This is a genomic window from Peptoniphilus asaccharolyticus DSM 20463, assembly GCF_900176115.1.
GTDB classification, from domain to species: Bacteria; Bacillota; Clostridia; order Tissierellales; family Peptoniphilaceae; genus Peptoniphilus; species Peptoniphilus asaccharolyticus.
Map to the genome: position 1 here is coordinate 40,638 of NZ_FWWR01000014.1, position 13,361 is coordinate 53,998.

Annotated in this window: 13 protein-coding genes; 9 read left to right on the plus strand and 4 right to left on the minus strand. The window is 32.5% G+C overall.

The window, feature by feature from the left end:
* The first annotated feature begins 4 nt into the window (after positions 1-4).
* From B8869_RS09820 to ppsA, 5 genes are all read left to right on the plus strand, one after another.
* Positions 5-1,021 (plus strand): metallophosphoesterase family protein, encoded by a 1,017-nt coding sequence (locus tag B8869_RS09820; protein ID WP_084231443.1) that lies wholly within the window; start codon positions 5-7, stop codon positions 1,019-1,021.
* Complete coding sequence (locus tag B8869_RS09825) at positions 1,011-3,257, plus strand: ATP-binding protein (protein ID WP_084231444.1); 2,247 nt, start codon at positions 1,011-1,013, stop codon at positions 3,255-3,257. Before B8869_RS09820 ends, B8869_RS09825 begins: the two co-directional genes overlap by 11 nt.
* Entirely contained in the window at positions 3,254-3,949 is a 696-nt protein-coding gene (locus B8869_RS09830; RefSeq protein WP_084231445.1) for a metallophosphoesterase, read from the plus strand. Before B8869_RS09825 ends, B8869_RS09830 begins: the two co-directional genes overlap by 4 nt.
* Entirely contained in the window at positions 3,933-4,472 is a 540-nt protein-coding gene (locus tag B8869_RS09835) for a class IV adenylate cyclase (RefSeq protein WP_084231446.1), read from the plus strand. Before B8869_RS09830 ends, B8869_RS09835 begins: the two co-directional genes overlap by 17 nt.
* Before the next feature lie 114 nt (positions 4,473-4,586).
* Complete coding sequence (gene ppsA / locus B8869_RS09840; protein WP_084231447.1) at positions 4,587-6,929, plus strand: phosphoenolpyruvate synthase; 2,343 nt, start codon at positions 4,587-4,589, stop codon at positions 6,927-6,929.
* 66 nt (positions 6,930-6,995) lie between these two features.
* Here ppsA and B8869_RS09845 read toward each other — a convergent pair whose 3' ends face one another.
* Genes B8869_RS09845 through B8869_RS09855 form a run of 3 tightly spaced genes read right to left on the minus strand, consistent with a single transcriptional unit; the run spans position 6,996 to position 9,187 of the window.
* Entirely contained in the window at positions 6,996-7,859 is an 864-nt protein-coding gene (locus B8869_RS09845; protein WP_084231448.1) for a stalk domain-containing protein, read from the minus strand.
* 21 nt (positions 7,860-7,880) lie between these two features.
* Positions 7,881-8,663 (minus strand): hypothetical protein, encoded by a 783-nt coding sequence (locus tag B8869_RS09850; RefSeq protein WP_084231449.1) that lies wholly within the window; start codon positions 8,661-8,663, stop codon positions 7,881-7,883.
* A gap of 2 nt (positions 8,664-8,665) precedes the next feature.
* Entirely contained in the window at positions 8,666-9,187 is a 522-nt protein-coding gene (locus tag B8869_RS09855) for a hypothetical protein (protein WP_084231450.1), read from the minus strand.
* 144 nt (positions 9,188-9,331) lie between these two features.
* Here B8869_RS09855 and B8869_RS09860 point away from each other — a divergent pair, with 144 nt between their 5' ends.
* The 4 genes from B8869_RS09860 to B8869_RS09875 all read left to right on the plus strand — a co-directional run bounded on the left by B8869_RS09860 (position 9,332) and on the right by B8869_RS09875 (position 12,734).
* Positions 9,332-10,792 (plus strand): nicotinate phosphoribosyltransferase, encoded by a 1,461-nt coding sequence (locus B8869_RS09860; RefSeq protein WP_084231451.1) that lies wholly within the window; start codon positions 9,332-9,334, stop codon positions 10,790-10,792.
* Positions 10,789-11,655 (plus strand): B12-binding domain-containing radical SAM protein, encoded by an 867-nt coding sequence (locus B8869_RS09865; protein WP_084231452.1) that lies wholly within the window; start codon positions 10,789-10,791, stop codon positions 11,653-11,655. The genes B8869_RS09860 and B8869_RS09865 overlap by 4 nt, the downstream gene beginning before the upstream one ends.
* 11 nt (positions 11,656-11,666) lie before the next feature.
* On the plus strand, positions 11,667-12,374 hold the full coding sequence (locus B8869_RS09870) for a hypothetical protein (protein ID WP_084231453.1): 708 nt from the start codon (positions 11,667-11,669) through the stop codon (positions 12,372-12,374).
* 102 nt (positions 12,375-12,476) lie between these two features.
* Entirely contained in the window at positions 12,477-12,734 is a 258-nt protein-coding gene (locus tag B8869_RS09875) for an HAD hydrolase-like protein (protein WP_084231454.1), read from the plus strand.
* Here B8869_RS09875 and B8869_RS09880 read toward each other — a convergent pair.
* A partial coding sequence (locus B8869_RS09880; protein WP_144017988.1) for an IS30 family transposase occupies positions 12,726-13,361 on the minus strand: 636 nt, incomplete at its 5' end. The two genes, B8869_RS09875 and B8869_RS09880, sit on opposite strands and share 9 nt — an antisense overlap.

Consider the following 13,361-nt stretch of genomic DNA (forward strand, 5'->3'; position numbering starts at 1 on the left):
TGAAATGAAGATACTACACACTGCGGATTTACATCTTGGAAAATCTTATAAGGGCGAAAATTTTCTCTATTCAAAACAGAGGAGAGAGGAAATTTGGCAAAGTTTTTCTAATTTGATAGGCTATGCAAATGAAAATAATATAGAAATTATTTTAATAAGTGGGGATTTATACGAAAGAGAATATTTTACTCTCAGTGATTTTAATAGACTAAGCAGTTTGTTCTCTGCGTCAAATTCTCAAATATATATAATAGGTGGCAACCATGACCACATTGACGAAGGCAGTATGTTATTAAAAGTAGATATGCCAAGCAATGTGCATGTGTTTTTAGAACAAGAATATCTTGAGTATAAAGGCGTCAGAATTTATGGGGTGACTTGGGATAGACAGTTCAATTTCAAAAGAGAATTGAAATTCAATTTGGATAAAAATTATAAGAATGTTTTGATGCTACACTGTTCGGTAGGATTTGTAAGTCACTTTCCAATCGAGGAAGAAAAACTGAATGCTTTGGAATTTGACTATATTGCCTTAGGTCATTTCCACGGACATAAAAAAGTTGGAGAGAGAGCATACTATTGTGGCGCATTAGAACCATCAAGGTTTAAAGATGAAGGTGAACATGGATTTTATGTCTATGATTTGGATAAGAATGTTCAAGAGTTTATAAATTTAGCGAAGAGGTCTTACTGTGAGTTCAAAGTTGATGTAACAGCAAAGAGCGTAGACGATGTTAAGGCGGAAGTTGTAAATTATTTAGCAGAACATCAAAATGATTTTAACAGATTGATTTTAGAGGGCAAGACGGAAAATATAAAGTATATTTTAGAAGTGTTGGAGAGTATCGAGGTATATTATTTAAAAATAGAAGACAAGACAAAGAACATAATAGACTATGATAAGATATCTAAGGAAGATGAGAGCGGGATTGTCTTTGAAGTTTTAAAGAGGCTTGGAAATGATGGGCAAGCTATAAAATATGGTATAGAGGCTCTTTTGGAGACGGCAAATGAAGATTGAAGAACTTAACTTGCAGGCATTTGGAAAATTTAAGAATAGAAAAATAGAATTAAAAGAAGGATTGAATTTAATCCAAGGGAAGAATGAATCTGGCAAGAGCACTATCTTTAAATTTATAGAAGGTATTTTCTATGGCTTTGCAAAGAGCGGAACACAGAGAAGAACTACACCTGATTACGACAGATATAGACCTTGGACAGGGAATGAATACAAGGGTTCAGCTATTTTAACAGACGATGACAGTTTTAGAATAATGAGGAATTTTGAAAAACACGAGTTGGAATTTTATAATATGACAACTGGTGAGAATTTGAGTTCTATAAGTGAGTTGAATCAGTTTGCTAAAATAAAACAGCCGGGAGTATTTTTATTTAATGTAGATTATTCAATTTTTAGAAATTCATTTTTTATAGGACAACTATGTTCTAAATTGGATAGCGAAGTTGATAGTTTAAAACACTCTCTTGAGAATTTTGCAACTTCAGGAAATGAAAAGTATTCGTTGGTGAATGCAATAGAAAAACTTGAAGAAAAGAGAGATGCTCTTGGGAAAGAGAGTAGAAAAACTTCTACAGTTGGCAAATTATATCAAGAGATAGCTATGCTTGATAAGAAGAAAAATGAATTGAACTCTCATCTAAAAGATTATGCAGAAAGTACAGCTGAATTTTTAGAAATCAAACAAAGTCTATTAGAGCAGAAAAAATTTGTTAAGAACTTAAAATTATCTGATGACCAAAGAAACTACTTTAAGATAAAAGCTATTGCCGAAAATAAGTCACCGGAAAGGGAACTATCAGACGAAGATTTTGATTTGCTATATGAGATGAACAGAAGCTATGTCGAAATAGAAAGACAGCTAAATCAAAAGACAGAAGAAAAAAGTTTTGAATACAAGTATGAGGATATAGAAGAGGACTATACCGAGTTCAAAAGTCTCTGTGACAGAATTGATGAGCTAAATAGAAATAATTTCTCTAAGGAGATAGAGTTATTAAATCATGATTTGATTATCACAAAGGCGGAAGTAGACAAGCTAAGACTTATTATGTTTGTAGAGCTTGGGTTAGCCTTTTTAATGGTAGTTTTAGGGGTGTATTTAAAAGTATATTATAGTGCTTTATTTGCAATACCAATGCTATTTCATGCTTATTTAAAATTCAATCCATATAGAATGAAAAAGGCAGCTATAGATAGAATTGAAGACAGAATAAATAACTATATGCAAAAGTCTTCGGTAAAAACAGAAGAGAAAAGGGAAATGGATAAAGTTTTTTCTGTCTACATGAGAAAGTATAGGATAAATAGCTTTGATGAATTGAAGTCATTTTTAGAAAATGAAAAATCTGAAATAGATAAATTGAAGATTGAAGAAAATGTAAGGACTGAGATAGAAACCAAAAATAGAATTGAGCTGGAAGATAAACTTAAAGAGTTAAAGAATAAAATTGAAGAATTGGAAATTAAATACAATTTAAATTTTGAAGAGTTAAGAGAAAAATATCTATCTGAAGATGGCAAGAGACAAAGACAAGAGTTAAAGAATAGAGAAAGTATAATAGCACATATTTTAAATGGCAGAGATTTGGAAGACTTGAACCATGGGATTGAAGTGGTTGAGGGGGATTTAACAGAAGAAGAAAGCATGCTTGAAGAGTTGGAATCTAAATTTTTAAGCCTTTCTGGAGAACTCTATTCAAAGGATGAAAAATTTCATCTGTTAAATGAAATAGAAGAGGAAATCAGTCTAAAGAAATCAAAACTAGATGAATTGGAACAAAATCAACAAGCTATGCAAAGAGCAATAGATGCTTTGAGGGAAGTGTATGCTCAAAACAAGAGTGTATTTTTGCCAAAGATTGTAAAGTTTATGAATGGTTTTATATCTGATATAACATCTGGCAAGTACAATAGGATAGTGGTTGATGATAGTTTTAATATAGCAGTTGAAGATACTGAGTCAGGGAAAATGGTTGAGGCTGAAAAGCTAAGCAATGGAACTATTGACCAACTTTACCTTGGATTAAGACTTGCTGTTTCAGAAATGCTATACAAAGATGCACCTATAATTTTAGATGATCATTTTGTACAATATGATGATGAAAGGTGCAAAGAGACCTTGAAATTTTTAGATAGGTATTCAAAAATAAAACAGGTAATAATATTTAGTGCCATGAATAGAGAATGTGAGATGTTAGATAGTATGGGCGCTATATATAACAGGGTGAATTTATGATATATGGGATAGGTGATTTACATTTCGACCCGATAGGCGAAAAACCTATGGATGTATTTGGGAAGAAGTGGATAAATCACAAGGAAAAGATAATTGAAAGTTGGAAGTCTAAGGTAAAAGAAGATGATTTAGTTTTGCTACCTGGAGATATTAGTTGGGGACTTAGACTTTCAGAAAGTGTAATAGATTTAAAATTGATAGATGAACTTCCGGGATATAAGATAATATCTAAGGGAAATCACGACTATTGGTGGAGCTCAATAAACAAGCTAAATGAGTTGGAGCTTAAAAAGACAAAATTTTTATACAACAATGCTCACACTTTTGGAGACTATGCAATTGTGGGAACAAGAGGATGGATTTCAAAAGACATGAGTGAGTTTAAGAAGCCTGATGAAAAAATCTATAACAGAGAAGTTATAAGGTTAGAGAATTCAATAAAGGCGGCTGAAAAGGGGAAGAAGTTAATAGCCATGATACACTACCCTCCTTACAACCAAGACTTTACAGCAAATGAATTTTCAGATTTACTCACAGCAAGTGGAGTTGAGATTTGTATATATGGTCATCTTCATGCAGAGGGACATAAGCAAGTGTTTAAAGGGATGAAAAATGATGTACTATATAAGTGTGTATCAAGCGACTATATAAATTTTGAATTACAGGAGATTGTAGATGGAAAGAGAGATTGAAGTTAAGCTATTAGGTCTTGATGTGGAGACTTTCGAAGATAAGCTTTTACAGATAGGGGCAGAAAAATTTTTAGAAGAGAGTCAACTCAATATAACTATAAATTCTACAAAACATCCAATAGATAAAACATTGGGCTATTTGAGAATTAGAGAGTCTAAAAATCTGACAACAGGCCAGTGCACAAACTATTTTACATTTAAAGAACAGATAACAGATCAAAATGTGAGAGAGAATATAGAGCACACAACTGAAATCTCAGATGTGGCAGAACTTAGAAAGATTTTGATTTTGATGGGATATGATTTACAAGATGAAGGTGGTAAACAGAGAACTTCGTATAAATTTAAAAATATAAGATTTGATGTGGATAGATGGGACGAGAGGACTTATCCTTATCCATACGTAGAAGTAGAAGCTAATTCAGAGGATGAATTGTATTCGATATTGGAAGAACTAGGGATTGATAAAGCCCATGTTTCTACAATGTCCATAGCAGAACTAAAGGCAAGTTTGTCAAAATAAATTCCGTGTAAAAACGGAATTTTTTTATTGAAAAATAATGCGTCATATAAATAAATATGATATACTATTGTAGAAGTTAATAAAGTATGACACAACATTTGTCGGGGAGGGCTTATGTCTAATTATAATTATATAAAATGGTTTGATGAAATTGGTAAAGATGATATATCACAAGTTGGAGGAAAGGGAGCTAATTTAGGCGAACTTACAAGCATGGGATTGCCTGTGCCTCCAGGATTTTGCGTAACAGCAGGTGCGTATGATGAATTTATAAACTATTCAGAGCTTGATGAAATTGTAAGAATATTAGTGAGCTCTCTTGACGTAGAAGATGTTGAAGCATTGACACAAGTTTCAAAAGAAGTTAGAGATAAAATTAACTCTTCTGAAATTCAACCGGACATAGAAGCAGAAATTAAAAAAGCTTATGCAGAATTTGCAAAAGAAATTGGAGTTGAAAATCCTGAAGTGGCAGTTAGATCATCAGCTACAGCAGAAGATTTACCAGATGCTTCTTTCGCAGGACAACAAGACACTTATCTTCACATAAGAGGAGAAGAAGAACTTTTAAATCACATTAGAAGCTGTTGGGCATCTCTTTGGACTTCAAGAGCAATTTACTATAGAGAAAAGCAAAAATTTGACCATTTCAACGTATCTCTTTCAGTAGTTGTTCAAAAGATGGTAAACTCTGAAAAATCAGGGGTAATGTTCACTGCAAATCCTATCAACAACTCTAAAGATGAAATGATGATAAATGCAAGTTGGGGACTTGGGGAAGCTGTTGTTTCCGGAATGGTAACTCCTGACGAATATGTAATAGACAAGACAAATAAAAAGATAATTGAAAAGAATATAGCTTCTAAAAAGACAATGGTAGTTCGTAGAGAAGATACTGTTGGAACAGAAGAAAAACTTGTAAGTGAAGTGCTTGGAGAAGAATTTGTTGAAGCAGAATGTCTTTCTCAAGATGAATTAAATACTCTAATTGAAAGAGGATTAAAAGTTGAAGAATTGTACGGAAGTGTTCAAGATACTGAATGGGGATTCGATAGAGATACTAAAGAATTCTATTTCCTACAATCAAGACCAATCACTACAATTGAAGAAAAACAAGAGGTTTTAAAACCACTTTGTAAAGGTCTACCAGCTTCTCCTGGAATAGGAAGAGGTAAGGTAATCTTAATTAAAGATGTTTCAGAAATTAACCTTGTAAAAGAGGGAGATATATTAGTAACTGAAATGACAAACCCTGACATGGTGCCAGCTATGAGAAAGGCAGCCGGAGTTGTAACTGATGAAGGTGGAAGAACTTGCCACGCAGCAATTGTATCAAGAGAACTCCAAATTCCATGTATAGTAGGGGCTAAGAACGCTACAAAAGTTCTAAAGGAAGGACAAACAGTTACAGTTGATGCAACTCGTGGAGTAGTATACGAAGGCGAAGTATTAAAAGAAGAAAAGAAAGTTGAAGAAAAGAGCGAAGGCGGAGCAGTAGTATCTGAAGACTTGATTGCAAGCCTTAGAAATCTTTCAGCTCCAGTGACTGCAACAAAAATATATATGAATCTTGGCGAACCGGGACTTATTGAAAAATATAAAGACCTACCATTTGATGGAATTGGACTTATGAGAACTGAATTCATATTCACAAATATGATTGGAGCTCACCCAATGTATCTATTAAAAACTCACCAAGAGCAACTTATGATAGATAAATTGGCTGAAGGAATTTCAAAAGTAGCATCAGCAATCTATCCAAAGAACTTAGTAGTTAGAATGAGTGACTTCAGAACTAATGAATTTAGAGGGCTTAAGGGTGGAGACGAAGTTGAACCTATAGAAGCAAATCCAATGATTGGATGGAGAGGGGTTTCAAGATATATCTCTCCTGAATACGAAGAAGGATTTAGACTTGAATGTCGTGCTATGATGAAAGTAAGAGAAGAATTCGGACTTACAAATGTAATAGCTATGCTTCCATTTGTTAGAACTCTTGATGAACTTGTAACAGTTAAAGAAATTATGGCATCTGAAGGTTTAAAACAATCTAAGAACTTCAAGATTTGGATAATGGCAGAAGTTCCAGCTGTTGTATTCCAAGCGGAAGAGTTTGCAGAGCTTGTAGATGGTTTCTCAATTGGCTCAAACGACTTAACTCAACTTGTTATGGGAGCAGACAGAGACTCCGGAGTACTAAACAACATGGGTTACTTCGATGAAAGAAACGAACCTGTTAAGAGAGCACTAAAGACTATTATAGACGCGGCAAATAAGAAGGGAATCACTTGCTCAATATGTGGACAAGGCCCAAGCCAATATCCTGAGTTAGCTGAATATCTTGTTGAATGTGGAGTCACATCAATGAGTGTAAACCCAGATACAGTTGAATACACAAGACGTTTAGTTGCAAGTGTTGAACAAAAATTAATTCTAAAGAAACTTAGAAATTTATAATAAGACAAAATTAAATCTGAAAAAAATCTACCCCATATTAGCGAGGTAGATTTTTGTGTTTTAAAATTATTTTATAATTAAGAACGCATCTTTGATTTCTAAATTATTTAACTTTAGATTCTTTTGCATATAGGAAACTGGCACGAAAGTTCTGCCATCCATTATAAATGGTTCAGCTTCCAATTTAATTTCTTTTTTATTAAAATCTGTATAAGACTTTTTATCCAAGTTTAAAGTTGCAGCTTTATCATCTTGTTTGATAGTTATAAGTTTTTGCTCTGCATTCCAATCAACTTTATAGTTCATAGTTTCAAAAACTTTTCTCAATGGAGCAAATAACACACCATCTTTTGATAGTAAGGCAACTTCATTTTCTGGGTGCAGTTTGATTACCTTGTAAGGATTTGCAATAGCTGGAATACTTTTTGTACTTTCTTTATAGAACACAAGAAGAAGTGAATCTTTGTATTCAGTTGCATTGTCTTTAACATTTAGTTTTAATTTTCCATCAGAACTCACAAGCTCGGAATCAAATTTATCTAATTTTGTTGTGTAATCAGAATTTTTAATTAGCACTAAGCAAGGGTTCATAAGTTGTGCTGGTAAACTTGCAGCGATAGGAGTGTTTTCTAAGAAAAATACTTCTACTGTAGCGCCCTTTTCCAAAAGAACTTCTTTGTTTTCTCTTGTGTCTGTCATGTCAAATAAAAGAGTATCTTTTTGAATATGAACAATCATAGGGTTGTTTTTATCGTTGTTGATATTTACTAAGATGGTAATATCACCATATTTTTTGTCAACAGAGTCAATCATTCCTGAAAAGCTTGTGTACTTTTCTTCAACCTTATCTGCAACTTTTGCGCTTACAAAATTAGGTAGAATAGTAAGTGTAAAGACGAGCATTAAGAGTAATAATTTTTTTGTTTGCATAATTACACATCCTTTCTTAAATTATTTAATTATTTTTTCGATTTCTGTCAAAGGGATTTCAGAAGGAATAAAATATAAATTAGATTCAGATTTTATAACTTTGTAATTTGAATAGGGATATATTTTAAAACTATTTTTATACGTTTTAATCATATCTTCGTTCTTTTGGAAATCGCCTCTATCTATTTTATAATACACGAATTCCATATACAAACCGTTTTTTATTGCATCCTCTAAAGGTATTTCTTTTCCTTCATAAACTATTTTAACATCTCCATTATAGGAAAAAGTGTTAAAACTTACATCTTTATTCGAAGATTGAACTAGCATCAATCCATTTTGATTGGGGATAAAAGTAACATCCATCTCATGATTATCGTCTATATCATTTATGGTTGTGTCTGGTGGGGCAAAATAGATATCGTCTTTGCCATCTAATTCATTAAAATCTATGATGGTATATTGTTTGTAAGAGTATTCTTCACTACCACCGTCGGCGTACGTGCGGGCTGTAATGGAATTAGATGAAAAATCATTTTCGGCTTTTTCGAGGATTTGCTCCATGGATATTTTATTGTTTTCCAAAGCTTCCTTTAAAGAAATTTCTTCTTCATTAAATTTCACCAAAACTTTCCCATCTAATGAGTAGATGGAATAATTTTCTTTTGTAGTATATATCTTTTCTCGATAGTTGTCTTTTGGTTCAAATATTATTTCAAAATCATATTTATTATGACAACTTGTGAGAACAACGAGCGCTAATATAATAAGTATAGAGAAAAGATTTTTTGTTAAAGCTTTCATTATTATACCTCACTTATTAGTTTTGGAGTGTCTCCGAGTTTCAAGCTAATAAACACGTATAGAACAGCTGCAGTGGCCAAGTTTCTATAGTTAAAAGGTTTGATTTCCATAAAGTTTTCAAAGAACCATTCTGCGGATTTTACATCTTCAGAGTGGAGGTAGTCATCAAGCAGATAGTTCATTTGTTCTCTTATCTCCGTAAAGTTCACGCCACCGATGTTGTTGTGAGTTCTGTAAATTCCACCAGGCACTATGTCTATCAAGAGAATTCTGTTTATTTCTGTGATTAAGCTCTCGCTCAATTCCTTTTCGCTTTTGGCAAGCTCAATTGCAAATTCAACAGCTTTTTGTAAATTTAAAAGTTCAAACATTTCTGTAAGGCTCTTGTTCCCAACAGTGAGTCTCTGTAATAGCAAATATACAATCTCATCATGGACAAATGAGCTGCCTTCGTATTCGACAATTTCTGATATGAAGTCAACTGCAAAATTTTCTTCCAAGTAATATTCATCTCTAATTTTCATACAATCCTCCTTTTTTTGTTTTGATACCCAATAAAAACAATATTTCACTTAAATCCTATGAATTATTGAATTAATGGGTAAACATTTGAACAATACGCATAATAAATATATAATGATTTTAGTTTAAAAGGGTTAGGTGAAAATATGAGAGACATAGACGGAGACAAAAATAATTATACACTACTTGCAGATTTTTACGAATTTACTATGGGAAATGGCTTTTTCAAATCACATTTAAAGGACGAAATTGTGTGTTTTGATATGTTCTTTAGATCTGTACCTGACAATGCAAGTTATGCAATACTTGCGGGGATAGAGCAGATGGTTGAGTACTTAGAGCATTTGAAATTTACAGATGATGATATTGAGTTCTTAAAGACAAAGAAAATATTCGATGATGAATTCTTAGAATACTTAAGAAACTTTAAATTTGAATGTGACGTATGGGCAATCCCTGAAGGGACTGTTATATTCCCAAATGAACCTTTAGTTATAGTTAAGGGTCCTGCAATACAAGCTCAATTTATAGAAACTATGATTCTTTTGACTATTAATCATCAGTCTATGATAGCAACAAAAGCCAACAGAATTTGTACTTCAGCAGAGGGCAGACCTGTAATAGAATTTGGTTCAAGAAGAGCTCAAGGATACTCAGGAGCAATGCTTGGAGCGAGAGCGTCTTATATAGGAGGATGTGTTGGAACGGCTAACACACTTGCTGAAAAAGCATACGGAGTCCCAGCTATGGGAACTATGGCTCACTCATGGATTCAACTTTTTGATTCTGAATATGAGGCATTTAAGAAATTTGCTGAAACATATCCTGACAATTGCTATCTGTTGGTAGATACATTTGACACTTTAAAAGAGGGTATTCCAAATGCCATTAAAGTGTTTAATGAAGTGATTTTGCCAAAAGGATATAGACCAAAGGGAATTAGAATAGACTCTGGAGACATGGCTTATTTAACTAAGGAAGCAAGGAAGATGTTAGATGAGGCAGGTTTTGAAGATTGTCAAATAATGGCTTCAAATTCTCTGGATGAATTTACAATACAAAATATTTTACTACAAGGGGCGAAAGTAGATTCTTTTGGTGTTGGAGAAAGACTTATAACATCAAAGAGTTCTCCTGTCTTTGGTGGAGTTTACAAATTAACTGTTGTTGAAAAAGATGGAAAGATGATTCCTAAGATAAAAATTTCTGAAAATGTAAGTAAAATTACAAATCCAGGATTTAAAAATTTATATCGTCTTTATGACAACAAAACAGGTAAGGCAATGGCAGATGTCATAACTCTACATGATGAAACAATAGATGAAGAAGAGTATGAAATCTTCCATCCAGTGCATACTTGGAAGAGAAAGAGACTAAGTGATTTTACAGCTAAACCACTTTTAGTGCCTATATATGAAAAAGGTAAGTTGGTATATGACTTGCCAACAATAGATGAAATAAGAGATAAAGTTCAAGTTGAATTGGGTACTATATGGGAAGAAGTAAAGAGACTTGATAATCCACAAGAGTATATTGTGGACTTGTCACAAGAACTTTGGAATATAAAAGATGAACTTTTAAAATCTCATGGAAAGGGAGTTAAATGAAATATTACGGAAATGTATTTAGACCGCCTAGTGAAGCAAGATCTTTAATCATTCAAGCTACTATAGGATGTTCACACAACAAGTGTACCTTTTGTTATATGTACAAAGATGAACCGTTTATAATAAGAGATATAGATGATGTCATAGCAGATTTGGAAGAAGATAGAGATTATTTTCACTTCTATGAGAGAGTGTTTATTGCTGATGGAGATGCACTTATAATCCCAACAGATAAACTTCTAAAGCTCATAAATTATATAAATGAAAATATGCCTAATGTGAAGAGGATATCTTCTTATGCGACAGCTAAGGATATAAATTTAAAGACAGAAGAAGAACTGAAATTGCTTTATGACAATGGTTTGAGAATGCTTTATATAGGTTTTGAAAGTGGAGATGAAGAGATACTTAGAGATATCAACAAGGGACTTACTACAAAAGACTATATAGAGGCGATGGAGAAGGTAAACAAAGTTGGGTTTGAATCTTCAATCACAATAATAGCTGGTCTTGGTGGTACTGCTAAATGGGAACAAAATGCCGTTGGAACAGCAGAGTTGATAAGTAAGACAAAACCAAAATATGTGAGTTATTTGACAATTAGACTTTATGAAAATGCAAGCCTATATAGAGACTATGCATCTGGAAAGTTTGAAATGCCAACAGCTGAACAAATTTTGTTTGAGATGAGAAAATTTTTGGAACATGTTGATTCTGAAGGTACTGTATTCAGATCTAACCATGCTTCCAACTATGTATTGTTGGGCGGAACTTTAAACAGAGATAGAGAGGCTCTAATTGCTCAAATTGATGAAACTCTCAGAAGAAAGAATTTTAGACCAGGAATGATGAGAGGTCTTTAGAAAGGATTATTATGTTATATAGACTTAATTTAACTGATGAGGACAGGTATCATAGCTTAATAGAAAATAATTTGATTGTTTTTAGCGAATTATTGGATTCAAATGCAGAGGAGCTACTAAATATAGAGCGACCTTTTGGGACTTGTTTTAAGTTGGTAAAAGGAGACTATATTTGGATAAAACATAAAGAAGTATTCCTTATAGCAAAAGTTAAAGACAAAGGATTTTTAGATATAGACAGAGAGTTAGTCTTAGTGTCTGTTGAGTTTTATAGATATTCAGAAGAAATGGATGTTTTAAAAGGTGATTTTGCAGAAGATGAACTCGAAGAAATAGATGATGAGTTGCTTCTTATAAAGAGCCAAGGGATATTTATAGAGCTTTCAAATAAGAATAGGGACGAGTCTACGCCTAAAAATCAAATTCAAATTAGAAAAAAAGCAGAAATAAAAAATAAAGATTCTGAAAAAATAAATATACAGACAAAGCCTTCAAATAATTTTGGGGAGATGATAATAGAAGTGCATTCACCAAAGAGTGAAAATTCTTCTAAAATCCCAGCAACTATAAATTCTAAAAAAGAGATAGAAGTTAGTAATAGTTGGGACAAATTTTATGTAGAGATGATGAAATCTCAAATGGAACTATTTGCAAAGATGCAGCCAATCTCATTGGATGAGTTTTTTAAAATGCAAAAGAAATTTTGGGAAAAGTTTTAAAATATTTAAATAAAAGTTTTCAAAGTTTACCTTTTTATATATACTAAAGAAGCAATCTTTAGTTTAAAAGTTAAGTTCACTTTTTGGGAAGAAGGAGAAATAATGTTAATAATATTTGATTTAGATGGCACTATCATAGAATCTGGAGAGGGTATAGTTAGAAGTTTTGAATATACTCTTGATAAGATGGGGTTGGAAGTGCCAAGTGCAAAGGAATTGGAAAAATATATAGGACCACCTTTGGATGATACATTCAAAAACAGCCTTAAATTTAATGAAGAGGAAGCCGAAAGAGCACTTTCATATTATAGAGGTTTTTATTCAGACGAATTGTCAAATCAAATGCAACACCTATGGTAAGAGACCAAAAAGTTCTTCTTTAGGTGTTTTATATTTTATACATTTTCTAGGTCTATTATTCATTAAACTTAAGTTATAATTTAATTCATCAATATTCACTTCTGATAAATCCATACCCTTAGGATAAAACTCCCTCAAAAGTCCGTTACTATTTTCATTTGTACCTTTTTGCCATGCACAATAGGGATCACAAAAATAAGTTTTGCATCCTAATTCTTTTTCTATTTTCTCAAATTCTGAAAATTCTTTACCTCTATCAAAGGTTATTGTTTTTACTAATTCTTTTGGATAATCTTTTAATGCATTTATTATTGCTGGTGTTACGCTTTCCGACTTTCTATTTTCAACTAGGATTGCTATATAATATCTAGATTTTCTTTCTGCTAAAGTTACGAAACAACATCTACTTTTCCTTTTATGATCTAATCTGCCTGATTCCACTGTATCTGCTTCCCAGTGGCCTAATTCTTGCCTTCTGTATATCTCTTTAGGTCTTTTCTTAATTGTTCTACCTTTATCATTGAATTTTCCTCTTTTTTCTGCTGGCCTTTTAAATTTAGCTTTTCTTCTCAAATTTTTCATACTAGTTTTTGGCAGCTTTTTTGCGTGTATCATTCTATATATCGT